Source organism: Pseudomonas sp. T8, from assembly GCF_024610635.1.
Lineage (GTDB): Bacteria > Pseudomonadota > Gammaproteobacteria > Pseudomonadales > Pseudomonadaceae > Aquipseudomonas > Aquipseudomonas chlororaphis_I.
Map to the genome: position 1 here is coordinate 943733 of NZ_CP102374.1, position 26819 is coordinate 970551.

General features: G+C 65.2%; 22 protein-coding genes. 14 read left to right on the forward strand and 8 right to left on the reverse strand.

Features of this window, described 5'->3' with window-relative positions; genetic code table 11:
- Nucleotides 1-12 precede the first annotated feature (12 nt).
- Nucleotides 13-546, forward strand: coding sequence for a GNAT family N-acetyltransferase (locus NRG23_RS04075; RefSeq protein WP_124313541.1), 534 nt, complete (start codon nucleotides 13-15; stop codon nucleotides 544-546).
- A 376-nt stretch (nucleotides 547-922) separates the two neighbouring features.
- Here the strand turns inward: NRG23_RS04075 and NRG23_RS04080 are convergent, their stop codons facing one another.
- Nucleotides 923-1888: a LysR family transcriptional regulator gene (locus tag NRG23_RS04080; RefSeq protein WP_016702918.1), complete on the reverse strand. Its 966-nt coding sequence runs from the start codon at nucleotides 1886-1888 to the stop codon at nucleotides 923-925.
- Nucleotides 1889-2192: 304 nt separating this feature from the next.
- Between NRG23_RS04080 and argH the strand changes: the two genes are divergently transcribed.
- The 9 genes from argH to NRG23_RS04125 all read left to right on the forward strand — a co-directional run bounded on the left by argH (nucleotide 2193) and on the right by NRG23_RS04125 (nucleotide 11558).
- Nucleotides 2193-3620, forward strand: a complete 1428-nt coding sequence (gene argH, locus NRG23_RS04085) for an argininosuccinate lyase (RefSeq protein ID WP_110177187.1) — start codon at nucleotides 2193-2195, stop codon at nucleotides 3618-3620.
- A gap of 113 nt (nucleotides 3621-3733) precedes the next feature.
- A complete protein-coding gene (locus tag NRG23_RS04090) occupies nucleotides 3734-4612 on the forward strand; it encodes an amino acid ABC transporter permease (protein ID WP_257373801.1) in 879 nt (292 codons plus the stop codon).
- Between the two features lie 21 nt (nucleotides 4613-4633).
- Nucleotides 4634-5398 (forward strand): amino acid ABC transporter ATP-binding protein, encoded by a 765-nt coding sequence (locus NRG23_RS04095; RefSeq protein ID WP_009043823.1) that lies wholly within the window; start codon nucleotides 4634-4636, stop codon nucleotides 5396-5398.
- Nucleotides 5399-5451: 53 nt separating this feature from the next.
- Nucleotides 5452-6276, forward strand: coding sequence for an ABC transporter substrate-binding protein (locus NRG23_RS04100; RefSeq protein WP_016702916.1), 825 nt, complete (start codon nucleotides 5452-5454; stop codon nucleotides 6274-6276).
- Between the two features lie 111 nt (nucleotides 6277-6387).
- Nucleotides 6388-7236, forward strand: a complete 849-nt coding sequence (locus NRG23_RS04105) for a polysaccharide deacetylase (RefSeq protein WP_009048964.1) — start codon at nucleotides 6388-6390, stop codon at nucleotides 7234-7236.
- Nucleotides 7229-8116 carry a polysaccharide deacetylase gene (locus NRG23_RS04110; RefSeq protein ID WP_009048963.1) on the forward strand — a complete coding sequence of 296 codons (888 nt, stop codon included), beginning with the start codon at nucleotides 7229-7231 and terminating at the stop codon, nucleotides 8114-8116. The genes NRG23_RS04105 and NRG23_RS04110 overlap by 8 nt, the downstream gene beginning before the upstream one ends.
- Complete coding sequence (locus NRG23_RS04115) at nucleotides 8113-9465, forward strand: MmgE/PrpD family protein (RefSeq protein ID WP_257373802.1); 1353 nt, start codon at nucleotides 8113-8115, stop codon at nucleotides 9463-9465. The genes NRG23_RS04110 and NRG23_RS04115 overlap by 4 nt, the downstream gene beginning before the upstream one ends.
- Before the next feature lie 43 nt (nucleotides 9466-9508).
- Nucleotides 9509-10693 carry an MFS transporter gene (locus tag NRG23_RS04120; RefSeq protein WP_257373803.1) on the forward strand — a complete coding sequence of 395 codons (1185 nt, stop codon included), beginning with the start codon at nucleotides 9509-9511 and terminating at the stop codon, nucleotides 10691-10693.
- Nucleotides 10694-10850: 157 nt separating this feature from the next.
- Nucleotides 10851-11558, forward strand: a complete 708-nt coding sequence (locus NRG23_RS04125; RefSeq protein WP_124336627.1) for an HPP family protein — start codon at nucleotides 10851-10853, stop codon at nucleotides 11556-11558.
- A 183-nt stretch (nucleotides 11559-11741) separates the two neighbouring features.
- Here the strand turns inward: NRG23_RS04125 and NRG23_RS04130 are convergent, their stop codons facing one another.
- Nucleotides 11742-12605, reverse strand: coding sequence for a LysR family transcriptional regulator (locus NRG23_RS04130; protein ID WP_257373804.1), 864 nt, complete (start codon nucleotides 12603-12605; stop codon nucleotides 11742-11744).
- Between the two features lie 260 nt (nucleotides 12606-12865).
- On the opposite strand from NRG23_RS04130, the gene NRG23_RS04135 reads away from it, so the two are divergent.
- Both NRG23_RS04135 and NRG23_RS04140 read left to right on the forward strand, forming a co-directional pair.
- Nucleotides 12866-13987, forward strand: coding sequence for an enoyl-CoA hydratase/isomerase family protein (locus NRG23_RS04135; protein ID WP_257373805.1), 1122 nt, complete (start codon nucleotides 12866-12868; stop codon nucleotides 13985-13987).
- A gap of 3 nt (nucleotides 13988-13990) precedes the next feature.
- Nucleotides 13991-15184: an acyl-CoA dehydrogenase family protein gene (locus NRG23_RS04140; RefSeq protein WP_232788621.1), complete on the forward strand. Its 1194-nt coding sequence runs from the start codon at nucleotides 13991-13993 to the stop codon at nucleotides 15182-15184.
- A gap of 12 nt (nucleotides 15185-15196) precedes the next feature.
- On the opposite strand, the gene NRG23_RS04145 is transcribed toward NRG23_RS04140, so the two are convergent.
- The 6 genes from NRG23_RS04145 to NRG23_RS04170 all read right to left on the reverse strand — a co-directional run bounded on the left by NRG23_RS04145 (nucleotide 15197) and on the right by NRG23_RS04170 (nucleotide 22535).
- A complete protein-coding gene (locus NRG23_RS04145; protein ID WP_016702909.1) occupies nucleotides 15197-15970 on the reverse strand; it encodes an enoyl-CoA hydratase in 774 nt (257 codons plus the stop codon).
- Between the two features lie 20 nt (nucleotides 15971-15990).
- Nucleotides 15991-17118 carry an acyl-CoA dehydrogenase gene (locus NRG23_RS04150; RefSeq protein WP_016702908.1) on the reverse strand — a complete coding sequence of 376 codons (1128 nt, stop codon included), beginning with the start codon at nucleotides 17116-17118 and terminating at the stop codon, nucleotides 15991-15993.
- A 9-nt stretch (nucleotides 17119-17127) separates the two neighbouring features.
- The gene (locus NRG23_RS04155) at nucleotides 17128-18315 is read right to left on the reverse strand and encodes an acetyl-CoA C-acyltransferase (RefSeq protein ID WP_009048952.1); all 1188 of its coding nucleotides are present in this window, start codon (nucleotides 18313-18315) and stop codon (nucleotides 17128-17130) included.
- A gap of 12 nt (nucleotides 18316-18327) precedes the next feature.
- Nucleotides 18328-19089 (reverse strand): SDR family NAD(P)-dependent oxidoreductase, encoded by a 762-nt coding sequence (locus tag NRG23_RS04160; protein ID WP_009048951.1) that lies wholly within the window; start codon nucleotides 19087-19089, stop codon nucleotides 18328-18330.
- Nucleotides 19090-19107: 18 nt separating this feature from the next.
- Nucleotides 19108-20772 (reverse strand): AMP-binding protein, encoded by a 1665-nt coding sequence (locus NRG23_RS04165; protein WP_257373807.1) that lies wholly within the window; start codon nucleotides 20770-20772, stop codon nucleotides 19108-19110.
- A gap of 746 nt (nucleotides 20773-21518) precedes the next feature.
- Nucleotides 21519-22535: an AraC family transcriptional regulator gene (locus NRG23_RS04170; protein WP_257373809.1), complete on the reverse strand. Its 1017-nt coding sequence runs from the start codon at nucleotides 22533-22535 to the stop codon at nucleotides 21519-21521.
- A 357-nt stretch (nucleotides 22536-22892) separates the two neighbouring features.
- Here NRG23_RS04170 and NRG23_RS04175 point away from each other — a divergent pair, with 357 nt between their 5' ends.
- Both NRG23_RS04175 and NRG23_RS04180 read left to right on the forward strand, forming a co-directional pair.
- Nucleotides 22893-25103 carry a TonB-dependent siderophore receptor gene (locus NRG23_RS04175; protein ID WP_257373810.1) on the forward strand — a complete coding sequence of 737 codons (2211 nt, stop codon included), beginning with the start codon at nucleotides 22893-22895 and terminating at the stop codon, nucleotides 25101-25103.
- Between the two features lie 379 nt (nucleotides 25104-25482).
- On the forward strand, nucleotides 25483-26754 hold the full coding sequence (locus NRG23_RS04180) for a sugar ABC transporter substrate-binding protein (protein WP_371923123.1): 1272 nt from the start codon (nucleotides 25483-25485) through the stop codon (nucleotides 26752-26754).
- Nucleotides 26755-26819: the final 65 nt, after the last annotated feature.

Genomic DNA, 26819 nt, shown 5'->3' on the forward strand with positions numbered 1-26819 from the left:
CACTCGCGCCCCATGACCCTGCAAATCCGCCTGGCCACCGAGGCCGATGCCCTTCTGCTCCCCGCCATCGAACGCAGCGCCGCCGCGCTGTTTCGCCGCGCCCCCGAACTGGCCTGGCTGGCCGACGCCGAGGTGCCCGATGCTATGCATCACCTGGCTCATATCCGCCAGCAGCGGGTGTGGGTCGCCGTGCTCGATCGAGAGGTGTGCGCCTTCCTCGACGCCGAAGCCTGCGCCGATGCTCTGCATATCTGGGAAATCTCGGTCGCCAGTAGCGCCCAGGGACGCGGCATTGGCCGCCACCTGCTGGAGACGGTGCACGAACAGGCGCGCCAGCAGGGTTTCGCCGCCCTGACCCTGAGCACCTTTCGCCAATTGCCGTGGAATGAACCCTTCTACCAGCGCTGTGGTTTCGTCACCCTGGACGCCGACCAACTGGGGCCGCGCCTGCAACAGGTGCTGGCCGAGGAAGTTCGCCACGGCCTGCCAGCGGCCCGGCGCTGCGCCATGCGCCTGACATTGCCTGCGAAACCAAGCCCATCGTAGGAGCGAAGCTTGCTCGCGGTGGCGGTCTGGCAGGCCATATCGATGTTGAATGTGCCGGCTTTATCGCGGGCACGCTTCGTTCCTATAGAGGGGTGTTCGGGGGTGTTTCCAGGCATCTAAGGCTGCCACTCCGCGTTATTTAAAGTGGCTTGCGGGCGGGACCGCCAATGGCATGTCTTGTACTCACCGGTTACTTCATGCGGATAACCGCGCGGGAATCTAAAAGACAGTAGTCCTGGGTTGAAAATGCCATTACGCAGGATATATCGGCCACCCGTTTCAGGCGCCTCGCCTGATCGACCGCTGTACTTTCCACAGCGACTTCAGCAACAGCCCCTTAATCCCCGACAAGCCCGCTCCGAGAACTTGGGTAGTGTCAGCCATTACTCTTGAGATCCACTCCCAGCGCCTGGGCGAAAGCCTTCACCAAAGGGCTGCGTACCGTGTTGTGCCGCAGGATCAGGCTGAAAGGCGTGCTGTAGTGGACCCGGTCTGGAAGCAGCGCGCGCATTTCGCCGCGCTCCACCAGCGCCGCGGCATAGTGCCGGGGCAGAAACCCGAGGAAACGCCCGGTCTTGATCAGTATGGCCACGGCCTCCACCTGGGAGGCCGCCGCCGAAAAGCTGTCGTACGCGGCGAAGTGGCTCTTCTCCTGATGGATCGCGTAGCGGTGGTTGATGAATTCATGCTGCTTGAGCGTCTCGGCGTCGATTGCGCTATCGGCCACGCTGAACAACGGATGCCCTTCGGCGCAATAAGCCGCGGACTCTTCGTCATATAACTTGAAGTAGTCGAACTCTTCACGCTTTTGATAAACCGGCACTATTCCGGCAACTAAGCGTCCTTCCACCACCCCCCGTTCAACTTCATCCAGCTGTGAAGCATACAGCCTGAACCTTACTTTCGGAGATTCAATATTGATGCGCCGCAAGGCAGCAACTAACGGAGAATTAACATCGGTAATCGTGTTATCAATCACCCCCACTCCAAGATCGCCGATTATTTCATTCTGCGCGCAACTAAGCCGATCACGAAAGTTGTCCACCGAGGCAAACAGATCAATCGAGGCCTGGTACACCAGGCTGCCTTCCTCGGTCAGGCAAAAGCCCTCCCGGCCCCGGGTGCACAGGCGCATGCCGATGCGGATCTCGAGGTCGGAGATCTGCTTGCTGATGGCCGCAAGGCCCACGTTCAGCTCGTTTTGCGCAGCGCTGAAGCCGCCCGCCTCGACCACCGCCTTGAACACCTTGAGCAGTTTGAAGTCCAGTCCGCTGAGTGCCAGCGGTGCTCTGTGGGCGGTTTTAATCGGTGGGTTTCCAGAATTGGAAAGTGGGGTTTCCATAATGCTTATTGACCTCGGGCGGCATATTCAACAGGCTTTGCTGCACAACAAAAACACAGCCGACAAATAATAATGAACACAGAAAACAAGGCTTGGCAACCATCAAAGTATTCCCTGGACCCGCTGCAACTCGCTGATTCAATGCAATTAAAAACTGACACTTCGATCAGTTCTCGCCACTTGCTACTGCCCTCTTGAAACCTGCCTGACCCGAAGACTTTCCGATGCCCTTTCGCGGGTTGTCGGAGTGTCCTTCCGGTCGGCTGTACCGAATTCAATTCGCGTTATCGACGAGGAAAAAACAATGAACCAGCCTACCGATCGCCTCTGGGGCGCCCGTTTCAAAAGCGGCCCGTCCGAGGCCCTGGCCGCCCTGTCGCGTTGCCCCGAGCGCTACTTCCGCCTGACCCCTTACGACCTCGCCGGCTCCAAGGCCCATGCCCGGGAACTGCAACGCGCCGGCCTGCTGGACGAGCAGGAAACCCGCACCATGCTCGAGGCCCTGGAACGCATTGGCGAAGACTTCCGCGCCGGCCGGGTGAGCCCGACCCTGGACGACGAAGACGTACACACCTTCATCGAGCGCCTGCTCACCGAGCGTCTCGGCGCCCTCGGCGGCAAGCTGCGCGCCGGCCGCTCGCGCAACGACCAGACCGCCAACGACCTGCGCCTGTTCCTGCGCGACCATGTCCGCACCCTGGCGGTGCAGGTGCTGGACCTGCAGCAGGCGCTGGTGGAACAGGCCGAACAGCATGTGGACAGCATCTGCCCGGGCTTCACCCACCTGCAGCAGGCCCAACCGATCGTCTTCGCCCATCACCTGCTGGCCCATGCCCAGTCGATGCTGCGCGACGTGCAGCGGCTGGTGGACTGGGATGCCCGCACCGCCCTGTCGCCCTTGGGCGCGGCGGCCATGGCCGGCTCGGCCATCGCCCGCCAGCCGCAGCAGTCGGCGAGGGAAATGGGTTACGCCGGCGTCTGTGAGAACTCCATCGACGCGGTGGCCAGCCGTGACCACGTGGCCGAGTTCCTGTTCGTCGCCAGCATGCTCGGGATCAACATCTCGCGCCTGGCCGAAGAGTTCTGCCTGTGGTCGTCGCGACAGTTCCGCTGGGTGGCCCTGGACGACGCCTACGCCACCGGCAGCTCGATCATGCCGCAGAAGAAAAACCCCGATATCGCCGAGCTGGCGCGGGGCAAGGCCGGCCGGCTGATCGGCAACCTCACCGGGCTGCTGTCGACCCTCAAGTCGTTGCCGCTGTCCTACAACCGCGACCTGAGCGAAGACAAGAACGGCGTGCTCGACAGCGTCGACACCCTGCTGCTGGTACTGCCGGCCATGGCCGGGATGGTCGCGACCATGACCGTCAACGTCGAGGAACTGCGGCGCCAGGCGCCACTGGGTTTCACCCTGGCCACCGAAGTCGCCGACTGGCTGGCGGTGCGCGGGGTGCCATTCAAGGAAGCCCACGAAATCACCGGCGCGCTGGTCCAGGCCTGCGAAAAACACGACCTCGAACTCTGGGAAGCGTCCCCGGCCCTGCTGGCCGAGATCGATGCGCGCCTGACCCCGCAGGTGCGCGACAGCCTGACCCTGGAAGCCGCCATCGCCGCCCGCAGCGGTTGGGGCGGCACCGCGCCGGAACAGGTACGCACGCAGATCGCCCGACTGAAAACCGCCCTGGCGGCGCAGCGGCAATGGGCCGCGCAGTACGACGGTTTCCGTCTCTGAAACCTTGAACGCAGTCCCGCGGGAGCGAGCCGGCGTCGATGCCGCCCGCTCGCTCCGCCGGGATGATGACCGACAGACCGCAGGCGCCATCCGCCTGCGTTGGGAGAAACACCATGAGCCAGACCCAGGCAGAGCGCCTCCTCGCCGAGCGCAAACAAGCCGAAAACCAGTTCGATATCACCCAGTACGAACATGTGCCGCGGCGCTACTACGGACGGATCTTCTTCGCCACGGTGATCGTCATCGCCCTCGTCGGCCTGATCCGGGCCTTCGCCGAAGGCAAGATCGAATGGTCGTACATCGGCCAGTTCCTCACGTCCCGGGCGATCCTGTTCGGCCTGCTCAACACCCTGGTCATGGCGATCCTGGCCATGGCCCTGGGCATCGTGTTCGGGGTCATCACCGCGATCATGCGCATGTCGGCCAACCCGATCCTGCGCTACGTGGCCGTGACTTACACCTGGCTGTTCCGTGGTACGCCGCTGATCCTGCAGCTGCTGCTGTGGTTCAACCTGGCGCTGATCTTCCCCACCATCGGCATTCCCGGGGTGTTCGAGCTGGACACCGTGAGCCTGATGACGCCGTTCGTGGCCGCCCTGCTCGGCCTGAGCATCAACCAGGGCGCCTACACCGCCGAAGTGGTGCGCGCCGGCCTGCTGTCGGTGGACACCGGCCAGTACGAGGCCGCCAAGTCGATCGGTATGCCGCGCCTGCAGGCCCTGCGCCGGATCATCCTGCCCCAGGCCATGCGCATCATCATCCCGCCGGTGGGCAACGAGTTCATCGGCATGGTCAAGATGACCTCCCTGGCCAGCGTGATCCAGTACTCGGAACTGCTCTACAACGCCCAGAACATCTACTACGCCAACGCCCGGGTGATGGAGCTGCTGATCGTCGCCGGCATCTGGTACCTGGCCGCCGTCACCGTCCTGTCCTTCGGCCAAAGCCGCCTGGAACGCCGTTTCGCCCGTGGCGCCGGCAAGCGCTCGTAAGCAGCCCTGGAGAATCCGATCATGAGAAACATCGTCAAGGCTGTGGGCCTGAACAAGTACTACGACAACTACCACGCTCTCAAGGACGTCAACATCGAGGTCGAGCAAGGCGAAGTGCTGTGCATCATCGGCCCGTCCGGCTCGGGCAAGAGCACCCTGCTGCGCTGCGTCAACCAGCTGGAGAAGATCGACAAGGGCGGCCTGTGGGTCGACGGCGAACTGGTGGGCTACCGCATCGTCGGCAACAAGCTGCACGAGCTCAACGAATCGCAGATCGCCCGCCAGCGCCTGGCCACCGGCATGGTGTTCCAGCGCTTCAACCTGTTCCCGCACATGACCGTGCTGCAAAACATCGTCGAAGGCCCGTGCCAGGTGCTCAAGCGCTCGCCCAAGGAATCCCACGAGGAAGCCCTGGAACTGCTGGCCCGGGTGGGCCTGGCCGACAAGCGCAACAGCTACCCGATCGAGCTGTCCGGCGGCCAGCAGCAGCGGGTGGCGATCGCCCGCGCCCTGGCCATGCGGCCCAAGCTGATGCTGTTCGATGAACCCACTTCGGCACTCGACCCGGAACTGGTCGGTGAGGTGCTGTCGGTGATGCGCGACCTGGCGCAGACCGGCATGACCATGATCGTCGTCACCCATGAACTGGGCTTCGCCCGGGAGGTTTCCAACCGCATGGTGTTCATGGACGGCGGCCAGATCGTGGAGGCTGGAAGCCCCGAAGAAATACTAATAAGCCCACAAAACCCGCGCACCCAAAGCTTCATTTCTGCCGTTCGAACCTAGGCCCGAGCTCGCAAACCCGGAGCGGACCTCACAACACTCATAAGAGAACGACCATGAAGAACTTCGTCATTCCAGCAGTACTCGCAAGCCTGATGGCCAGCAGCTTGACCTTCGCCGCCGAGCTGCCCGCCAGCCTCAAGGCCAAGGGCGAGATCGTCGTAGCGATCATGCCCAACTACCCGCCGATGGACTTCAAGGACCCGGCCACCAACCAGCTCACCGGCCTCGACTACGACCTGGGCAACGCCCTGGCCGAGCGCCTGGGGGTGAAGATCGCCTGGCAGGAAACCGGCTTCGAGCAAATGATCAACGCCCTGACCACCGACCGCGTGGACGCGGTGCTGTCGGGCATGACCGACACCGCCGAGCGGCAGAAGAGCGTGACCTTCGTCGACTACTTCACCAGCGGGCCGCAGTTCTACACCCTGCAGAAAAACACCGCGATCAACGAACCCACCGACCTGTGCGGGAAGAAAGTCGGCACCAGCCGCCGCACCACCTTCCCGACGGAAATCGCCACCTGGAGCAAGGCCAACTGCGAAGCCCACGGCAAGCCGGCGGTGGTGGTGATCGGCGCCGAAGGTTCGGCCGACGCCCGCGCCCAACTGCGCCAGAGCCGCATCGACGCGGCCATGCAAGGCAGCGAGACCCTGCCGTACCTCAAGACTCAGGAGAAGGACACCTACAAGACCCTGGGCCTGCCGATCTCCGAGCAGTTCACCGGCCTGGGCGTGAGCAACAAGAAGCCCGAGCTGGCCGAAGCCCTGAAGACCGCGCTGCAAAGCATGGTCGACGACGGCAGCTACCAGGCCATCCTGAAGAAATGGGACCTGGAGCTGGGCGCGATCAAGACCGTGACCCTCAACGCCGGTAAATAACCACCCGAGCAATCCCCCCGCGGGCGCGAGCCCATTCGTGTCCGCGGGAGGTGGCTGTCGCTCACCCGATGACGGGCAAACCGGCCCGCCCCAATGACTGGAGCGCTATCGATGTCCTCCTCACCCCAACCCACCTGGCCGGACGGGCACCAGGCATGCCTGGCCCTGGCCTTCGACCTCGACGGGCCGACCGGCGACGCCATGCTCGACGGCTCGATCTGGCGCAAGCCGGAATACTTCGGCTTCGGCGGCTACGGCCCCTATCGGGCCCTGCCGCGCTTGCTCGACCTGCTCGATGCCTTCCGGATCCCGACCACCTTTTTCGTCCCGGCCTGGGTGGTGGAGAACTGGCCCAGGCAATGCCAGGCAATCGTCGAGCGCGGGCACGAGGTGGCCTACCACGGCTACCGGCATGAGTCCTTCTATGCCCTGCCGCTGGAGCAGCAGAAGGCGGTCATGGCCAAATCCCGCGAGGTGTTCTGGAAGCACCTGAATATCCGCGCCGAAGGTTTCCGTACCCCGTCCGGCGACTGGCGGGCCGAAACCCCGGCCATGCTGGTGGAAGCCGGCGTCACTTACTCCAGCAGCATGCGCGGCGACGACCGCCCGTACCTGGTCCGGGTGCCGGGCCATGCCACGCCGCTGGTGGAGATCCCCGGACGCTGGGAGATGGACGACTACGCCTCCATCGCCTACACCCGCGCCCCCGATTTCCCTGCGGGCCTGGACCGCACCGCCAGCTACGAGCTGACCCTGGACAACTGGCGCCGCGAGTACGACGGCGCCATGGACGAAGGGCTGTGCCTGACCACCCTGTTCCACCCCAAGATCACCGGCAAACCCGGGCGCATCCTGCTGCTGGAGCGCCTGTTCGAACATATGCGCCAGCGCCAGGACGTGTGGTTCGCCACCTGCCGCGACGTCGCCCGCTGGTGGCTCAAGGAGCATCACCATGGCTGAACCCCAGGCCTGGCCCCAGGGCTACCGCTGCGCCGTGGCGGTGACCGTCGACTACAACGACATCCACGGCATCCTCACCCAGGCCCCGGAAGTGGCCGGGCGCGACAAGACCCTGTCGGTCTGGCGCTATGGCAGCCAGCGCGGCGTCGAACGCCTGCTGGCGCTGCTCGACGAATTGCGGGTGCCGGCCACCTGGTTCGTTCCGGGGATCGTGGCCGAGGAAAACCCCGGGCATGTGCGGGCGATCCAGGCCGCCGGGCATGAAATCGCCTGCGCCGGTTATCGCCACGCCAACTACGACCGCTTGAGCCTGGCCGAGCAGCAGCTGGAACTGCAACGCGGTTGCCAGGCCCTGGCCGACCTCACCGGCCAGCGCCCCAGGGGCTTTCGCATTCCGGCCGGCAACTGGGCCCCGGGGTTTGTCGAGGCGCTGCATGGGCAAGGCATTCGCTGGTCGTCGTCCTGGCGCGGCGATGACCTGCCCTTCCCCCACCCGACCCGGCCGCAAGTGATAGAGCTGCCCCTGCACTACGAGCTGGAAGACGAGCCCTACTTCGCCTTCAACCTCAGCCCGGCGGTACCGCCGGGGCAATCGCGGATCGCCTCCTACAGCCACACCCTGGGCAACCTGCAGCTGGACTTCGCCGGCTTCCACCGCTTCGGCCTGCTCTACGTGCTGCGCCTGCACCCGGAGATCATCGCCACCCCGGGGCGCATCGGCCTGCTGCGCGAGCTGTTGCAGGGCATCCAGCGGCACGAGGATGCGTGGATCGCCCGCGCCGGCGAAATCGCCCAGTGGTGGGCGGAACGCGCGCAACCGCTGGCGGAGGATCACCCCGCGGCGATTTATGAACGTCACTATCGGGCCTACCTGCCATGACCGATCGTTTGCAACGCCTGGCGCAATTCTGCGTCGACAGCCGTTTCGAAGACCTGCCCCCGGCCCTGGTGGCCCAGGCCACCCGGCATATCCTCGACACCTTCGGCGCCGCGCTGGCCGGGGCGCACAGCGAAGTCGCCGCGGCGGCGCGACAGGCCCTCGGCGACGAAACCGGCCCCAGTCGGGTATGGGGCACCGACCTGAGCACCAGCGCCACCCAGGCGGCCTTGCTCAACGGCATCGCCGCCCATGCCCTGGAGCTGGACGACACCGGCGGCTGCGACCATTCCGGGGCGGTGGTGCTGCCAGCGGTGATGGCCGCCGTCAGCCTGCGCAGCACCGCACTCAGCGGACGCGAACTGCTCACTGCGGTGGTCATGGGTTACGAAGTCGGGCGCCGGGTGCTGGAAGCCTGCGGCGGTTATTCCGCCCACAACGGTGCCGGCTGGCATTCCACTGCCACCTGCGGGGTGTTCGGCGCGGCCGTCGCCTGCGGCCGGGTGCTCGGCCTCGATGCCAGGCAGATGGGCTCGGCCCTGGGCCTGGCCGGCAGCTTCAGCGGCGGGCTCTGGGCCTTTATTCACGACGGTTCGCACAGCAAGAAACTGCACAGCGGCCGGGCGGCCGAAGGCGGTCTGCTGGCCGCGCGGCTGGCCCGGCAAGGCGTGACCGGGCCGGGCCAGCTGTTCGAGGAGGTCTGGGGCGGCTTCCTCAAGACCCTGGCCGGCAGCGATGCGATTCCCCAGGCCCTGGACGAAAACCTGGGCCAGGTGTGGAAGCTCGCACGCTGCTCGATCAAGCCTTATGCCTCCTGCCGGGGCACCCACTCGGCCATTGATGCCCTGGGCCTGTTGCTCGAACAACTGCAGGTGACGGCGGATCAGGTGGAAGACATTCAGGTGTCCCTCTGCGCCTTCCTCGACGGCATGTGCGGCAGTCGCGCCATCGACTCCCTGGCCGCCGCGCAGATGAGCCTGCCCTACGCCCTCGCGGCGCGCCTGGTGTATGGCCATGCCGGGCTGGATGCCTATGATCGCCCGTGCCGCGAAACACCGCGGATCGCCAGCGCCATGGCACGGATCCGCCTTGAAGTGGATCCACAACTGTCAGAGGATGGTGAGCCCGTGGTCACCCTGCACACCCGTGACGGGCGCCAGGCCAGCCTGTGCGTCGAGGTACCGTTGGGCGCGCCGGGCAACCCGCTCGGCGATCAGGCGCTGCAAGAAAAGTTTCTCAGCCTGGCGACCCGGGTGCTGCCCGCCGAACGGGCCGGCGAATTGCTGCAACAGTTGTGGCGGCTGGCGGATATGGAATCCGTCGCCGTGCTGGACCGCTGGCTCCAACCATAGGCCTCCCATAGCCCACTCAGACAACAAGGACTCGTGCACCACCGTGGCCACTTATTCGCTGGTTATCCGCCGCCTGATGATCTGCTCGCTGACCATTGTCGTCAGTCGCGCCATCACCAGCCCCTTGCTCACCCTGTTCCTCAGCGAAAAACTCAGCCTCGACCAGCAGGACGTCGGCCTGCTGCTGGGGATCGCAGTGTTCATCGCCACCTTGCTTGCGCTCTATGGCGGCTACATCCTCGATCGCCTGGACAAGCGCCGGCTGCTGATCCTGACCATGCTCTCCAGCGGCATCGGTTTTGTGCTGCTGACCTTCGCCCACAACCTCTACCTGACCACCGCGATCCTGGTGATCACCGAAACCGCCTCGGCGCTGTTCCTGATCGGTTCCAAGGCGATCATCAGCGAAAACCTGCCGGTGAGTCAGCGGGCCAAGGTGTTCTCCCTGCGCTACACCCTGACCAATATCGGCTACGCCACCGGCCCCATGCTCGGCGTGGTGATCGCCGGGCAACTGCCGCTGGCGCCGTTCCTGATCGCTGGCGCCATCGCCTTTCTCAGCACCCTGCTGATGCGCGGCATTCCACCCACGCCGGGCCTGCCCTCGCTGAGCAAGCCGCAGAGTTTCCTCAATACCCTGGTGACCCTGAAAAACGACCGCACGCTGATCATGTTCACCTGCGGCTGCCTGCTCAGCACCATCGTCCATGGACGCTTCACCCTGTACCTGTCGCAGTACCTGCTGGTCACCGAAGACGCGAAAAGCGCCCTCGACACCATGGCCGCCCTGCTGGCCTGCAACGCCATCAGCGTGATCCTGCTGCAGTACCAGATCGGCCGCTTCCTCAAGCGCGAACAATTGCGCTACTGGATCGCCGTCGGCACCAGCCTGTTCATCCTCGGCCTGATCGGCTTCAGCCTGGCCGACAGCCTGCTGGGCTGGTGCCTGGCGATGTTCGTCTTCACCCTCGGCGAGATGATCATCTACCCGGCGGAATTCCTGTTCATCGACACCCTGGCTCCCGAGGCACTGCGCGGCAGCTATTACGGCGCGCAGAACCTCGCGGCGCTGGGCGGTGCCTTGAGCCCGGTGATCTGCGGCTACCTGCTGGTGCACACCCCGGCACCGACCATGTTCTATGCCCTGAGCGCCTTGGCCGCCCTCGGCGGGCTGCTGTGTTTCATCAGCGGACGGCGGGTGGCGCAGGTCGCGACAGTGCAAAAATAGTGCACTTAAACAGCATTATTATGAATTTGTAGGCGCTTCGATTGATCGGCACACTGTGCCGGTTCCTCCCCCCAAATGTTGGAACGCTTCAGGGCTTTCTGGTAATCCAGACAAGCCCTTCTTTTTGCCCGCTGAACCGGAATTGGATCGCTTCGTCATGCTTGCTCGCTGGAAACCCGCCGCCATCAATACCCGCCCCTCGGAATGGAGCCGCGCCGCGCTCGGCATGGCCTTGGGCACGCTGTTCAGTGTCTGGTTGTGCAGCCGGGTGTTCGGCATGGAGGTGGCGCTGCACCTGATCGGCCCGCTGGGGGCTTCGGCGGTGCTGCTGTTCGCGGTGTCGTCCGGGGCGCTGGCGCAACCCTGGTCGATCCTCGGCGGTTACCTGTGCGCCGCGGTCCTGGCGCTGCTGGTGGCCCATGTGCTCGGACGCACCCTGGGCAGCGCCTGCCTGGCCGCCGGCATGTCCCTGGTGCTGATGTGCTGGCTGCGTTGCCTGCACCCGCCGGCCGGCGCGGTGGCCCTGACGATGGTGCTGGCCGACCCGGCGACCATCGCCCTCGACTGGCTGGCCCTCGGCCCGGTGATGCTGGCGGCCCTGTGCCTGTTGCTCAGCGCCCTGGCCTACAACAACCTGACCCGCATCCGCTACCCCAAGGGCCAGAGTGAACCTGCGACCCAGCTGCCCGCCGAGCAGCCATCCACCGATGCCCTGGCCATCACCGCCGCCGACCTCAAGCTGGCGCTGGATGAGATGCAGGAGTTCTTCGACGTCACGCCGCAGGATCTGGAGCAACTGATCCACGCCAGCGAAGCCCATGCGCGCCGGCGCAGTATTGGCGAGGTGTTGGCGTCGCGGGTGTGATCGGGGTTATCCGGACAGATCGCGGACTCAGGTTTGACGGCAACTGCGTTGCCGATCGCAGCCTCGCAGGCTCGGCAGCGGCTACACAAACACCGCGGTCCCTGTAGCCGCTGCCGAAGGCTGCGATCGGCCGGTCCGCGTTCGGGCGAAGCAGTCGTAAAACCAGACGCCGCGTTTTTTAAGTCAGATCATCGGATCCCAACGCTGCGACCAGTCGGTGTCGCTGGCGATGACTTCGCGCAGCACTTCGAAGGCCCGCTGCAACTCCACCGAATCCCGTTCGCGGGCGTACAGCAGGTAGGTCGGGAAGTTGAACTCCGGGGCCTTTTCCACCCGTTCCAACACGCCGCTGTCCAGGTAGCTTTGCACCACCCGGGTACGGAAGTAGCCACTGCCGCCGCCTTCGAGGATGAACTGCAAGGCCAGCGGCCCGAGGTTGAAACCCACCGCGGCCTTGGCCTGGTCCGGCAGCGCCGCGTCGTGCTGGTGGCGGAAATCCTCGCCCCAGTCGATGTACACATAAGGCTCGGGTTTGCCGGCCAGGCGCACCAGGATCAGCTTTTCCTCGAGCAACTGCTCGACCTGCAACCCCGGCCCATACACCGGCTGGAACACCAGCGCCGCATCCAGCACACCCAACTCCAGCTGGCGTTGCAGGCTCGCGCCCTCGGCGATCTGGCTGCGCACGGCGTGGCTGGGAATCGCCTGGCGCAGGCGGCGCACCCAGTTGAGCATCAACGGATTGCACAGGCTGACTTCACCGCCGATGTGCAGCACGTTGCGATAACCGGCCAGCAGCGGCAGGTCGCGCTGGGCGGCCTCCCAGGTCTGCACCAGCTGGTTGGCATAGACGATGAACGCCTCGCCATCGGCGGTCAGCCGGGCCCCGGCGCGGTTGCGCACGAACAGCTTGCAATTGAGCTGGCCTTCGAGGTTCTGCACCCGGGCGCTGATCGCGGTCTGGGTCAGGTGCAGGCGTTCGGCTGCGGCGATCAGGCTGCCGCTGCGGACGATTTGCAAAAAGGTGCGGGCCAGGTCGATGTCCATGTTGCCTCTGGGTCACGAAAGTCGAGCGCCATTGTAGCGGCGCTGGTCGTCCGGTGCGCCTGGACAGCGGATAAATACGGGCTCGCCATACTGGCCCGGACGGCACGACAAACAGCGTCGAGGGCATCTGCGCCTCATGCAAAAATGCACAGCCAACCTGCAGTTATCCCGGTTGTACATGGCAAATTTGCACTGTTACGATCCCTCATCGTTCGCGCGCGAACACACCTATAAAGAACAATAAAAGCAGGGAGTTAGTGATGACTGCTCAGGTTCCATCCCAGGCCACGCGAGACGCCGGCGCCACGTCGGTCGAGGCCTCGCAACAGGACGTGCTGGCCGAAGTCCGCAACCATATTGGTCACCTGACCCTCAACCGCCCCGCCGGCCTCAATGCCATCACCCTCGGCATGGTGCGCACCCTGCAGCGCCAGCTCGATGCCTGGGCCCAGGACCCGCAGGTGCACGCGGTGGTCCTGCGCGGCGCCGGCGAAAAAGCCTTCTGCGCCGGCGGCGATATCCGCACCCTCTACGACAGCTACAAGAACGGCCAGACCCTGCACGAGGCGTTCTTCGTCGAGGAATACGCGCTGGACCTGGCGATCCACCATTACCGCAAGCCGGTGCTGGCGCTGATGGACGGTTTTGTCCTCGGCGGCGGCATGGGCCTGGTCCAGGGCGCCGACCTGCGCCTGGTCACCGAGCGCAGTCGCCTGGCGATGCCGGAAGTGGCCATCGGTTATTTCCCGGATGTCGGCGGCAGCTACTTCCTGTCGCGCATCCCCGGCGAGCTGGGCACCTACCTGGGGGTCAGCGGCGTGCAGATCCGCGCCGCCGATGCCCTGTACTGCGGGCTGGCGGACTGGTACCTGGAGAGCGACCAGCTGAGCCTGCTGGACCAGCGCCTCGACAACCTGCAATGGCGCGACACCCCGCTCAAGGACCTGCAGGGCCTGCTGGCCAAGCTCGCCGTGCGGCAGTTGCCGGACGTGCCGCTGGCGGCGCTGCGCCCGGCCATCGACCATTTCTTCGCCCAGGCCGACGTGCCGAGCATCGTGCAACAGTTGCGCGAAGTGACCGTTGGCGATACCCACGAATGGGCCACCCGCACCGCCGACCTGCTGTCGACCCGCTCGCCCCTGGCCATGGCCGTGACCCTGGAAATGCTCCGGCGCGGTCGCCAGCTGAGCCTGGAACAGTGTTTCGCCCTGGAGCTGCACCTGGACCGCCAGTGGTTCGAGCGCGGCGACCTGATCGAGGGCGTGCGCGCCCTGCTGATCGACAAAGACAAGAACCCACGCTGGAACCCGCCGACCCTGCAGGCGCTGGACGCCGCGCACGTGGCGAGTTTTTTCAGCGCTTTCGACCCGAGCCGGAGCTGAGCCATGCACGACATTGAATTGAGCGAAGAGCAGGTGATGATCCGCGACATGGCCCGGGACTTCGCCCGCGGTGAAATCGCCCCCCACGCCCAGGCCTGGGAAAAGGCCGGCTGGATCGACGACGCCCTGGTGGCGAAGATGGGCGAGCTGGGCCTGCTGGGCATGGTGGTGCCCGAGGAATGGGGCGGCACCTATGTCGACTACGTGGCCTACGCCCTGGCGGTGGAAGAAATCTCCGCCGGCGACGGCGCCACCGGCGCGCTGATGAGCATCCACAACTCAGTGGGCTGCGGGCCGATCCTCAACTACGGCAGCGAAGAACAGAAACAGACCTGGCTGGCGGACCTGGCCAGCGGCCAGGCGATCGGCTGCTTCTGCCTGACCGAACCCCAGGCCGGTTCCGAAGCCCACAACCTGCGCACCCGCGCCGAACTCAAGGACGGCCAGTGGGTGATCAACGGCGCCAAGCAGTTCGTCAGCAACGGCCGGCGCGCCAAGCTGGCCATCGTCTTCGCGGTGACCGATCCGGACTTGGGCAAGAAAGGCCTGTCGGCGTTCCTGGTGCCCACCGACACCCCGGGTTTTGTCGTCGACCGCAGCGAACACAAGATGGGCATCCGCGCCTCGGACACCTGCGCGGTGACCTTCAACCAATGCACCGTCCCCGAGGCCAACCTGCTGGGCGAGCGCGGCAAGGGCCTGGCCATCGCCCTGTCCAATCTCGAAGGCGGGCGCATCGGCATCGCCGCCCAGGCCCTGGGCATCGCCCGTGCGGCGTTCGAGGCGGCGCTGGCCTACGCCCGCGAGCGGGTGCAGTTCGACAAGCCGATCATCGAGCACCAGAGCATCGCCAACCTGCTGGCCGACATGCACACCCGCCTGAACGCCGCGCGCCTGCTGATCCTGCATGCCGCGCGCCTGCGCAGCGCCGGCCAGCCGTGCCTGTCGGAAGCCTCCCAGGCCAAGCTGTTCGCCTCGGAAATGGCCGAGAAGGTCTGCTCCTCGGCGATCCAGATCCACGGCGGCTACGGCTACCTCGAAGACTACCCGGTGGAGCGTTACTACCGGGACGCGCGGATCACCCAGATCTACGAAGGCTCCAGCGAGATCCAGCGCATGTTGATTGCCCGCGATAGCGTCTTCACAGACACCGCACAAATAAAAACCGCAGCCTTGGCTGCGATTTTTTATGGGTAACGACAGCCCGGATTATTTGTCCTTGAACTGCGCCTCGCGCTTGGCAATGAACGCCGCCATGCCTTCCTTCTGATCCTCGGTGGCGAAGGCCGCATGGAACACCCGGCGCTCGAAACGCACGCCTTCCGACAGGCTGACTTCGAAGGCGCGGTTCACGCTTTCCTTGATCATCATGCTCACGGGCACCGATTTGGCGGCGATCAGCGCCGCGACTTTCAGCGCTTCGTCCAGCAGCTCATCGGCCGGCACGATACGCGCGACGATGCCGCAACGCTCGGCTTCCACCGCATCGATGAAACGCCCGGTCAGGCACATTTCCATGGCCTTGGCCTTACCCACCGCGCGGGTCAGGCGCTGGGTGCCGCCCATGCCCGGCAGCACGCCGAGGTTGATTTCCGGCTGGCCGAACTTGGCGTTGTCGCCGGCCAGGATGAAGTCGCACATCAGCGCCAGCTCGCAGCCGCCGCCCAGGGCAAAACCGTTGACCGCGGCGATGATCGGCTTGCGCCGGTTGGCCACCCGGTCACTGTCGCTGAACAGGTCGTCCATGTAGATCTGCGGGTAGGTCAGCTCGGCCATTTCCTTGATGTCGGCACCGGCAGCGAAGGCCTTCTTCGAGCCGGTGAGGACGATACAGCCGATCCGTGGATCGGCTTCCAGGCTGTCCAGGGCCTGGTTCACTTCGCTGACGATCTGCGCGTTGAGGGCGTTCAGCGCCTGCGGGCGGTTGAGGGTGATCAGGCCGACGCGGTCCTTGATCTCCAACAGAATGGTTTCGTAACTCATGGATCAGCTCCTGCTAAAAGTCAGAGGTTGCGCGAAATGACCATGCGCTGAATGTCGCTGGTGCCTTCGTAGATCTGGCAGACCCGCACGTCGCGGTAGATGCGCTCCAGCGGAAAGTCGTTCAAGTAGCCATAGCCGCCCAGGGTTTGCAAGGCGGCGGAACAGACCTTCTCGGCCATTTCCGAGGCGAACAGCTTGGCCATCGACGCCTCCACCAGCGCCGGCTTGCCGCTGTCGCGCAGGGTCGCGGCGTAGTGCACCATCTGCCGCGCCACGGCGATCTGGGTGGCCATGTCCGCCAGGCGGAAAGCCACCGCCTGATGCTCGATGATCGGCTTGCCGAAGCTCTGCCGTTCGCGGGCATAGTCACGGGCAGCCTCGAAAGCCGCACGGGCCATGCCCACCGATTGCGAGGCAATGCCCACGCGGCCGCCTTCGAGGTTGGCCAGGGCGATCTTGTAGCCCTCGCCCTCCTCGCCCAGGCGGTTGGCCACCGGCACCTTCACATCCTCGAAGAGAATCTGGCAGGTGTCGGAGGCATGCTGGCCGAGCTTGTCCTCCACCCGCGCGACGCTGTAGCCCGGCGCGTCGGTGGGCACGATAAAGGCGCTGATGCCGCGCTTGCCGGCCGCCGGGTCGGTCACCGCGAACACGATCACCACCCCGGCGTTCTGCCCGGAGGTAATGAACTGCTTGCAGCCGTTGAGCACGTAATGGTCGCCCTCCAGCCGCGCCCGGGTTTTCAGGCTGCTGGCGTCGGAGCCGGCCTGGGGTTCGGTCAGGGCGAAGGCGCCGAGCATCGCACCGCTGGCCAGGGGCTTGAGGAAACGCTCCTTCTGCTCGTCGTTGCCGAACTTGAGGATCGGCACGCAGCCCACCGAGTTGTGCACGCTCATGATGGTCGAGCAGGCGCCGTCGCCGGCGGCGATCTCTTCCAGGGCCATGGCATAGGCCAGGTAGCCGGTGTCGCAACCGCCCCACTGCTCCGGCACCAGCATGCCGAAGAAGCCCAGCCCGGCCATCTCGCCGATGGCCTCGCGAGGGAAGCGATGCTCGCGGTCCCATTCGGCGGCGAACGGCTTCAAGCGTTCCTGGGCGAACTGCCGGGCCGCGTCGCTGATCTGCTGTTGTTCGTCATTAGGCAGCATGGTGATTCCTTAATACAGGCATTCGACAGCCATGGCCGTGGCTTCGCCGCCGCCGATGCAGATCGCCGCGACGCCGCGCTTCAGGCCTTTCTGGCGCAGGGCCGAGAGCAGGGTCACGAGGATCCGCGCGCCGGACGCGCCGATCGGGTGGCCCAGGGCGCAGGCGCCGCCGTGGACGTTGACCTTGTCGTGGGGGATTTCCAGCTTCTGCATGGTGACCAGGCTGACCACGGCAAAGGCTTCGTTGATTTCGAACAGCTCGACCTGGTCCAGCGACCAGCCGGTCTTCTTCAGCAGTTTCTTGATCGCCCCGACCGGCGCCACCGGGAACAGTCCCGGGGTATCGGCGAACGCCGCATGACCGTGGATCACCGCCAGGGGCTTGAGGCCACGTTTCTCGGCCTCGGAACGGCGCATCAGCACCAGGGCTGCGGCGCCATCGGAGATCGAACTGGAGTTGGCCGCGGTGACGGTGCCACCGTCGCGGAACGCCGGTTTCAGCGTGGCGATCTTGTCGAGCTTGGCCTTGGGCGGCTGTTCGTCGTCGCTGATGGTCTGCTGTTCCTTGCCGACAGTGACCTGCAGCGGCACGATTTCCGCCTTGAAGCTGCCGTCCTTGATCGCCTGTTGGGCGCGGGTCAGCGAGGCCACGGCGAAGGCGTCCTGGGCTTCGCGACTGAAGCCGTTGGTCTCGGCGCAGTCTTCGGCGAAGGTGCCCATCAGGCGGCCCTTGTCGTAGGCGTCTTCGAGACCGTCGAGGAACATATGGTCGAGCACCCGCCCGTGGCCCATGCGGTAGCCGCTGCGGGCGCGATCCAGCAGGTACGGCGCGTTGGACATGCTTTCCATGCCGCCGGCGATCACCACCTCGGCGCTGCCGGCCAGCAGCATGTCGTGGGCGGCGATGGTCGCGGCCATGCCGGAGCCGCACATCTTGTTCAGGGTGGTGCAGCGGGTGGCCTTGTCCAGCCCGGCGCCCAGCGCCGCCTGACGGGCCGGCGCCTGGCCGAGACCGGCCGGCAGCACGCAGCCGAACAGCACTTCATCGACGCTGTCGCTGGCCACTCCAGCGCGCTCCACCGCGGCCTTGATCGCGGCGGCGCCGAGTTGCGGCGCGGTCAGGCTTTTCAGCTCGCCCTGGAAACCGCCCATCGGGGTGCGGACGGCGCTGACGATAACGATCGGATCTTGGTTCATGAAGAGTCCTCCTTACTTGGCTGCCATGCGCAAGGCGCCGTCGAGACGGATCACCTCGCCATTGAGCATGCTGTTGCTAATGATATGCCCGACCAGCGCGGCGTACTCGTCCGGCTTGCCCAGGCGTGGCGGGAACGGCACGCCGGCGGCCAGGGAAGCGCGGACTTCGTCGCTCATGCCGGCCATCATCGGGGTTTCGAAAATGCCCGGGGCGATGGTCATCACCCGGATGCCGAAGCGCGCCAGTTCGCGGGCGGCCGGCAGGGTCAGGCTGGCGATCGCGCCCTTGGACGCGGCATAGGCGGCCTGGCCGATCTGCCCGTCGAAGGCTGCCGCCGAAGCGGTGTTGATGATTACCCCGCGCTCGCCGTCGGCGTTCGGTTCGCTATTGGCGATGGCCGCGGCGGCCAGTCGCATCAGGTTGAAACTGCCGATCAGGTTGACGTTGATCACCTGGCTGAAGCTGGCCAGGGCATGGGGGCCATGCTTGCCGAGGATCTTCTCGCCGCGCACGATCCCGGCGCAGTTGACCAGCCCATGCAGGCTGCCGAACGCCTTGAGCGTGGCCTGCACCGCCGCTTCGGCGGCCGCTTCGTCAGTGATATCGGCGACCGTGCTCCGGCAGCCGAGCTGCTGCGCCTGGGCCGCGACGGCCTCGGCATTGAGGTCCACCAGCATCACCTGGGCGCCGGCCTTGACCAGCATCTGCGCGGTGGCCGCACCGAGACCGGAAGCGCCGCCGCTGACGAGAAAAACCTTGTTTTCGATGTGCATCATGAGTTCCTGGGTAATTCAGGCCGAAGCCTTGTGCGCCGCGGCCTCTTGAGCCTTGGCGATTTCCTGGTTGCGCAGGATGAAGCGCTGCAACTTGCCGCTTGGGGTTTTCGGCAATTCGCTGACAAATTCGATTTCACGGGGGTACGCGTGCGCGGCCAGGCGCTTGCGCACATGCTGGCGCAGCTCTTCGGCCAGCTCCGGCGCGGCGCGGTATTGCGGGCTGAGCACGACGAAGGCCTTGACCAGCTCGGTGCGCTCCGGATCGGGCTTGCCGATCACCGCCGCCTCGACCACCGCCGGGTGCTCGATCAGCGCGCTTTCCACGTCGAACGGGCCGACCCGGTAACCCGAGGTGGTGATCACATCGTCGCTGCGGCCGACGAAGCTGATGCTGCCGTCCGGGTTCAGCTCCACGGTGTCGCCGCTGAGGTAGTAGTGGCCGACGAAGGCCTTGGTCACCACGCCGTCGTAGCCGTTGAACCAGCACATCGGCGACTGGCTGCGGTCGATGGCGAGGATCCCCGGCTGGCCCACCGACAGTTCCTGGTGCTGCTCGTCGAGCACCACGATGCGGTGGCCCGGCGAGGCGAAACCGGCCGCGCCGACATGCACCGGATGCTCCAGGCCATGGTGGTTGCACAGGACCATGCCCAGCTCGGTCTGGCCGTAATGGTCATGGATCACCACGCCGAGGTTGTCGGCGAACCAGCGGATCACCTCCGGGTTCAGCGGCTCGCCGGCGCTGCTGACGATGCGCAGCTTGCCCTTGATCGAGCGGGCGAACTCGTCGCCGCCGGCAATCAGCAGGCGGTAGGCGGTCGGCGAACCGGTGAGGTTGCTGATCCCGTATTTGTTGATCACCCGGCAGGTGCTTTCCAGGGTGAAGGGCCCATCGTAGAAGGTGATCGGGTGGCCCAGGCCCAACGGGCCGGTGACGCCAAAATAGATGCCGTAGGCCCAGCCCGGGTCGGCGACGTTCCAGAACGCGTCCTCGGGACGCAGGTCGACGGCGTCGCGAGTGTAGCTCTGGAACGCGACGATGGCCTTGAGCGGCACGTACAGGGCCTTGGACGGGCCGGTGGTGCCGGAGGTGAACATCAGCAGGAACGGGTCTTCGCCCGTCAGCAGCACGGGTTCGCACTGCGCCGGGTAATTGGCCAGTTCGGCCCAGAAACTGAAATCGCCACGGACGATGCCCTGGCCCTTGGCGCCCGCGACCGTGACGATGGTCGGGCAGTCGGCCACCTCATTGAGCTTTGGCCGGTTGACCGCGTCGGTCACCACCACTTTGGCCCCGGAGCTGTTCAGGCGGTGTTCGATGGCCTTGGGGCCGAAGGCGGTGAACAGCGGCTGGTAGACCGCGCCGATGCGCCAGGTGGCGAGCACCGCGATCAGCAGTTCGACGTTGCGCGGCAGCAGGCCGGCGACCTTGTCGCCCTTGCCCACGCCCTGGGCCAGGAGGAAGTTGGCGAAACGCGCGGCCTGCCCCTGCAACTCGCTGAAGGTGTAGGTCGCGCTACTGCCGTCGCGGCCCTCCCAGAACAATGCGATGCGCCCCGGCAAGGCGTGCCGGTCACAGCATTCGACGCAGGCATTGAGTGCCGACAGGGAGCCATGCAAGGCCGCATCGACGGTGTGCTGGTAATTGAAGTGTGCCGTGGCAGACAGGTAATCGCGCATTGCCAGAATCCCTCGCTGTTCTTATTAGGATGGGAACTACAAAAACATCGGGCAAATACTGGCGCCACGGCCCGGGCGGGACAATGGTCAAAGCTTTCAAGTTGCGTGACTGGTTTGGCCAAGAACCCCATGGCGGTCAAGGCGCCCTGTAGCCGCTGCCAAGCGACAGCGAGGCTGCGATCGACCCGCGTAGCGGTCGCAACCCAGGCAACGCATTCAGCCTGACCCACCGCAAGCTCAGGTTTCGCGGCAACTGCGTTGCCGATCGCAGCCTCGCGCTGCTCGACAGCGGCTACCCAAGTTCCCCGTAGCCGCTGCCGCAGGCTGCGATCGACCCGCGTAGCGGTCGCAACCCAGGCAACGCATTCAGCCTGACCCACCACAAGCTCAGGTTTTGCGGCAACTGCGTCGCCGATCGCAGCCTCGCGCTGCTCGACAGCGGCTACCCAAGTTCCCCGTAGCCGCTGCCACAGGCTGCGATCGACCCGCATAGCGGTCGCAACCCAGGCAACGCATTCAGCCTGACCCACCACAAGCTCAGGTTTTGCGGCAACTGCGTTGCCGATCGCAGCCTCGCGCTGCTCGACAGCGGCTACCCAAGCTCCCCGTAGCCGCTGCCGCAGGCTGCGATCGAGGCCGCAGGACTCGCTATCAGCCTTGATGCGGTGCATCAGCGACACCGCGCCGCACGCCTTTGCGACGGTTCCGGTCGATCGCAGCCTGCGGCAGCGGCTACAGGGATGCGCTCAAGTCGGGTCGTTGAGGATCAGGCTGCGGTAATGCCCGGGGTTGGAGCCGGACCATTTGCGAAAGGCTTTGTAGAACGAACTGGCGTCGGCGAAGCCCAGGCGGCTGGCGATTTCCGTGAAGCTGATCTGCGGCTCGGCCAGCCAGGCGATCGCCAGTTCCTTGCGCACCCCGTCCTTGATTCCCTGGTAGGTCTGCCCCTCTTCCGCCAGGCGGCGACGCAGGGTCGAGGCCGACATGCACAGGCTGTGGGCCAGGCTCTCGGTTTCCGGCCACTGCGCGGCGGGCAGCTGGCGCAGATCGTGCTTGATGCGGCTGGCCAGGCTCTGCGGGTCGCGGTATTTGACCAGGATATTGGCCGGCGCCTGGGCCAGGAAACGCTTGAGCTCCTCGTCAGTGCGCTTGATCGGCAAGTCCAGGCAGTCGGCGGCAAAGATCATCCGCGTGCGCGGCCGGTCGAACCGCAGGTTCTGCGAGAACATCACCTGGTAGTCGTCGCAGAAATCCGGCTCCGCGCAGCGCAGCTCGATGGCCAGGATCGGGATGCGCCGCCCGGCCAGCCAGCAGGCCACGCCGTGGACGATCATCCAGTAGGTGAAATAGGTGAAGGCCCGGCGCGGCGCCTGCTCGTCCTCCAGCAGGACGATCTCCGCCAGGCTCTGCTGGCGCACCAGCTGGGCCGGCAGGTGTTCGAGCATCAGCGACAGGAACGCCAGCCCGGACTCCAGGCCCGCCGCCAGGTTCGGCCGGGCCATCGCGGTGCGACAGAGAAACTCCAGGCTGCCGGACTTGAGCTTGCGCGGGTCCATGCCGAAGAACTCGTCGTCCGTGCGCCGGGCCAGCAGGCGCCACAGCCGGGCATAGGCCACCGCCGGCACGCGGGCGGCGCTGACGTCCAGCCGGGCCGGGTCGATGCCGACCTTGAGCAGCACTTCTTCGCTGGCGGTACCCGGGGCGCAGCTTTGCAGCAGCGCTTCGCGCACCAGTTGCATGGAGATCGTGTCTTTTTCCGACATCGCGCGTAACTGCTTCCTGCATAAGGAGATTTGTCGGTCATCTTAGGCAGTGACGAGGAAAAAGCCAGTGGGCTTTTGGCTAAGCGGCCCATCTCGTTCCGTCCCGGCTCCTGACCTTTGTGCGCCGCTGCCTGCAGTGCTCTGCGCAGCGACAGGCTGCCGCCCATTCGCCGCTGCCCCAGGCAGATAAGCCTCAGTACACCGAAAGAAAAATCCCTTACAAGTCCTGATCTTGCCTTCGCCACAAAAAGATAAATCTCATTAACGCCAAAAAATTGTAAGCGTTCTTGTACATTCCGTTTTTAATAATCAATCTTAAATAGGATTTAATCTCATCAAACCCAAAGAGTGATTCTCATGGATAGCAAAGCCCCCTCCTCCTTGCCACAGCACCGTCTGCTGGCCCCCACAATAGGCCTCGCCATCGTCTCTGCCTCCGGTCTCACCGCTGCTGGCGAACGGCAGAACGTCTTGCAACTGGACAACATCAAGGTCGAGGCGGAGGAAAGCAAAGGCTACAAGACCGAACGTTCGTCTTCCGCCAAGTACGTGGCGCCGCTGCTGGACACCCCGCAGACCATCACCGTGGTGCCGCCCAAGCTGATCCAGGAACAGCAGGCGCTGAGCCTGCGCCAGGTGCTGTCGAACGTGTCCGGCATCACCTTCAACGCCGGCGAAGGCGGTGGCGGCTCGGGGGACAGCATCAACATCCGCGGCTTCTCGGCCAACAGCAACCTGCAGATCGACGGCCTGCGCGACAGCGCGCAGACCAACCGTTCCGACACCTTCAACATCGAACAGGTGGAGGTGATCAAGGGCCCCAACTCGGTGTTCGGCGGCGCCGGCACCACCGGCGGCAGCATCAACCTGGTCAGCAAGCAACCGAAAAACCAGGCGTTCACCCGCCTGGGCGGTAGCCTCGGCACCGACAACTACTACCGCCTGACGCTGGACAGCAACCAGCCCCTGGAAGGCGTCGGCCAGGACAGCGCGGTACGGATCAACCTGATGGGCCATCAGAACGATGTGCCCGGCCGCGACAAGATCGACCGCGAGCGCTGGGGCATCGCGCCGTCGTTGCGCCTGGGTTTCAGCGACGCCACCCGGCTGACCCTCAGCGCCTTCCACCAGACCGACGACAACCTGCCCGACTACGGCGTACCGGCGCTGGACGGCAAGAAGCTGGCCGGGGTCAAGCGCGATGCCTATTTCGGCTGGAAGAACCTGGACAAGGAGCAGATCGAACAGAACGCCTTCACCGCCGATTTCGAGCATGACTTCAGCGACCACCTGCGCCTGCAGAACCTCACGCGCTACAGCCGCACCGCGCGCGACACCATCGTCTCGGCGTCCCATGTCAACACCAGTGGCGTGCCGGCGGGCCGCTACCGCCCGGCCGGGCCCCAGGCCTACGGGCGCGACGCCACCACCGAGATGTGGATCAACCAGAGCAACCTGATCGGCGACTTCGAGTTCGCCGGCATGCGCCACGACCTGGTGGCGGGCGTGGAACTGTCCCGGGAAACCCTCGACCTGAAGACCTACAACCATGGCCTGGGCAGCGCGCTGTATCCGCGCGACGGCTATGCCCTGGGCAACCCGCCCGGACGCTGGAACGGCCCGGTCAACAAGGCCACCAGCGGCTATACCGAGACCACCCTCAAGGGCCAGGCCTACTACCTGTTCGATACCATCGCCCTGAGCGAGCGCTGGGACCTCAACCTCGGCCTGCGCTACGACAAGATCAAGGGCGACGTCGACAAATACTCGGGCAGCCATGTGAAAAGCGAGAGCCTGGTCTCGGACACGAACAAGGCCAGCGCCCGCACCGGCCTGGTGTTCAAACCGACCGAAAACGGGCGCATCTATGCCGCCTGGGGCAATTCCTTCAACCCGTCCGCCGAGAACCTGGCCTCGACCGGCGGCGGCTTGAGCAAGGGCAACCAGGACCTGGCGCCGGAGAAGAACGAAACCTGGGAACTGGGGACCAAGTGGGAGCTGCTGGACAAGCGCCTGGAACTGGACGGGGCGCTGTTTCGCGTAGAGAAGAGCAACGCCCGGGAAACCATGGCCGACGGTTCGACCCAACTGGCCGGCAAGCAGCGGGTGCAGGGTGTGGAAATCGGCGTCACCGGGCATGTCACCGAGCAGTGGGACGTGTTCGCCAACTACACCTTCCTCGACAGCGAAACCCTGAAAGCGGCGAACACCGCCTCGGGTATCGCGCGCAAGGGCCAGGCCCTGGGCAACACGCCGCCGCGTTCGCTCAACCTGTGGACCACCTACGAACTGCCGGCCGGCTGGACCCTGGGTTACGGTACTCGCTATGTCAGCGAGCGCAACGTGACCTCCAGCACCCGCGCCAAGCTGGACGCCTACTGGGTGCACAACGCCATGCTCGGCTACAAGGTCAACCACAACCTCGACCTGCAGCTGAACGTCAACAACCTGTTCGACAAGGACTACGTGGAACGGGTGCGCCAGCAGAACGGCTCGACCGCGCGCTCCTCGGCCATCGAATACGGCGACGCGCGCGCGGCGATCATGTCGGCCACCTATAGCTTCTGACCCCTCCCCTCAGCGCGAAGCCCCGGTCGACCTGGGTTTCGCCGCTGTCATCGGCACCTTCTCGCCGTTCTCCGGCCCAGGCCGCCACGGCAAAAAAAACCAATACGTTATCTCCCCGGTTTTACCCGGCGCGAACGGGCGAATCCCTGGCCCATGGCGGCTTGCGCCGGGCGAAGGATTTCATCGCAGTGCAAAAAAGTATCGATTCGAGTGTCAGGGATGATTTGTCAGCGCGGGCGTTGAGGGCTGTAATCAGCCGCACATTCTTCCCTGCATCCGGAAGACACAACAACAATAACCGTCCTTCTGCCGCCCACCGGGCCCGGAAGAGGAGTGCACGATGAAACCCTGCATTACCGCCCTGCTCGTCACCACCTGCATGACCCTGAGCGGCGTCAGCCTCGGCGCCCAGACCCTGACCATCGCCACCGTCAACAACAGCGACATGATCCGCATGCAGAAGCTCTCGAAAACCTTCGAGAGCGAACACCCGGAGATCAAGCTGAACTGGGTGGTGCTCGAAGAGAACGTGCTGCGCCAGCGCCTGACCACCGACATCGCCACCCAGGGCGGGCAGTTCGACGTGCTGACCATCGGCATGTACGAAGCCGCTTTGTGGGGCGCCAAGGGCTGGCTGCAACCGATGCAGGACCTGCCCGCCGCCTATGACCTGCAGGACATCTTCCCCGCGGTGCGCGAAGGCCTATCGGCCAAGGGCACGCTGTACGCCCTGCCGTTCTACGCCGAAAGCTCGATGACCTACTACCGCACCGACCTGTTCAAGGACGCCGGCCTGGTCATGCCCGAGCACCCGACCTGGGAGCAGATCGGCGAGTTCGCCGGCAAGCTCAACAAGCCCGAGCAGGAACAGTACGGCCTCTGCCTGCGCGGCAAGGCCGGCTGGGGCGAGAACATGGCCCTGATCACCACCCTGGCCAACGGTTTCGGCGCGCGCTGGTTCAATGAGCAGTGGCAGCCGGAATTCACCGGGACCGAATGGAAGAACGCCCTGACCTTCTACGTCGACACCATGAAAAAGGCCGGCCCGCCCGGCGCCTCCAGCAACGGTTTCAACGAGAACCTGGCGCTGTTCAACAGCGGCAAGTGCGCGATCTGGGTCGACGCCAGCGTCGCCGGCTCCTTCGTCACCGACAAGTCGCAGAGCAAGGTCAGCGAACACGTCGGCTTTACCTACGCCCCGCAACAGGTGACCGACAAGGGCAGCGCCTGGATGTACTCCTGGGCACTGGCGATCCCCACCAGCTCCAAGGCCAAGGATGCCGCGCAGACCTTCGCCACCTGGGCCACCTCCAAGGAGTACGGGGCCCTGGTCGCCGAGAAAGACGGCATCGCCAACGTGCCGCCGGGCACCCGCGCCTCGACCTACAGCGAGGCCTATATGCAGGCCGCGCCATTCGCCAGGGTGACCCTGGAATCGCTGAAAGTCGCCGACCCGACTAAGCCGACCCTCAAGCCGGTGCCCTACATCGGTATCCAGCTGGTGACCATTCCCGAGTTCCAGGCCATCGGCACCCAGGTCGGCAAGCTGTTCTCCGCCGCGCTGATCGGCCAGACCACGGTCGACCAGGCCCTGGCCGCCGCGCAGCAGACCACCGAACGCGAAATGAAACGCGCCGGCTATCCCAAGTAATCCCCCAAAACCTGTAGGAGCGAGCTTGCTCGCGAAAAACGTCAAGACAGCGCATTCACCCAGGT

Excerpts from the sequence above, each read along its gene's own strand:
- NRG23_RS04075 (WP_124313541.1), top strand. The coding sequence starts at position 13 with ATGACCCTGCAAATCCGCCTGGCCACCGAGGCCGATGCCCTTCTGCTC.
- NRG23_RS04080 (WP_016702918.1), bottom strand. The coding sequence starts at position 1,888 with ATGGAAACCCCACTTTCCAATTCTGGAAACCCACCGATTAAAACCGCC.
- argH (WP_110177187.1), top strand. The coding sequence starts at position 2,193 with ATGAACCAGCCTACCGATCGCCTCTGGGGCGCCCGTTTCAAAAGCGGC.
- NRG23_RS04090 (WP_257373801.1), top strand. The coding sequence starts at position 3,734 with ATGAGCCAGACCCAGGCAGAGCGCCTCCTCGCCGAGCGCAAACAAGCC.
- NRG23_RS04095 (WP_009043823.1), top strand. The coding sequence starts at position 4,634 with ATGAGAAACATCGTCAAGGCTGTGGGCCTGAACAAGTACTACGACAAC.
- NRG23_RS04100 (WP_016702916.1), top strand. The coding sequence starts at position 5,452 with ATGAAGAACTTCGTCATTCCAGCAGTACTCGCAAGCCTGATGGCCAGC.
- NRG23_RS04105 (WP_009048964.1), top strand. The coding sequence starts at position 6,388 with ATGTCCTCCTCACCCCAACCCACCTGGCCGGACGGGCACCAGGCATGC.
- NRG23_RS04110 (WP_009048963.1), top strand. The coding sequence starts at position 7,229 with ATGGCTGAACCCCAGGCCTGGCCCCAGGGCTACCGCTGCGCCGTGGCG.
- NRG23_RS04115 (WP_257373802.1), top strand. The coding sequence starts at position 8,113 with ATGACCGATCGTTTGCAACGCCTGGCGCAATTCTGCGTCGACAGCCGT.
- NRG23_RS04125 (WP_124336627.1), top strand. The coding sequence starts at position 10,851 with ATGCTTGCTCGCTGGAAACCCGCCGCCATCAATACCCGCCCCTCGGAA.
- NRG23_RS04130 (WP_257373804.1), bottom strand. The coding sequence starts at position 12,605 with ATGGACATCGACCTGGCCCGCACCTTTTTGCAAATCGTCCGCAGCGGC.
- NRG23_RS04135 (WP_257373805.1), top strand. The coding sequence starts at position 12,866 with ATGACTGCTCAGGTTCCATCCCAGGCCACGCGAGACGCCGGCGCCACG.
- NRG23_RS04140 (WP_232788621.1), top strand. The coding sequence starts at position 13,991 with ATGCACGACATTGAATTGAGCGAAGAGCAGGTGATGATCCGCGACATG.
- NRG23_RS04145 (WP_016702909.1), bottom strand. The coding sequence starts at position 15,970 with ATGAGTTACGAAACCATTCTGTTGGAGATCAAGGACCGCGTCGGCCTG.
- NRG23_RS04150 (WP_016702908.1), bottom strand. The coding sequence starts at position 17,118 with ATGCTGCCTAATGACGAACAACAGCAGATCAGCGACGCGGCCCGGCAG.
- NRG23_RS04155 (WP_009048952.1), bottom strand. The coding sequence starts at position 18,315 with ATGAACCAAGATCCGATCGTTATCGTCAGCGCCGTCCGCACCCCGATG.
- NRG23_RS04160 (WP_009048951.1), bottom strand. The coding sequence starts at position 19,089 with ATGCACATCGAAAACAAGGTTTTTCTCGTCAGCGGCGGCGCTTCCGGT.
- NRG23_RS04165 (WP_257373807.1), bottom strand. The coding sequence starts at position 20,772 with ATGCGCGATTACCTGTCTGCCACGGCACACTTCAATTACCAGCACACC.
- NRG23_RS04170 (WP_257373809.1), bottom strand. The coding sequence starts at position 22,535 with ATGTCGGAAAAAGACACGATCTCCATGCAACTGGTGCGCGAAGCGCTG.
- NRG23_RS04175 (WP_257373810.1), top strand. The coding sequence starts at position 22,893 with ATGGATAGCAAAGCCCCCTCCTCCTTGCCACAGCACCGTCTGCTGGCC.
- NRG23_RS04180 (WP_371923123.1), top strand. The coding sequence starts at position 25,483 with ATGACCCTGAGCGGCGTCAGCCTCGGCGCCCAGACCCTGACCATCGCC.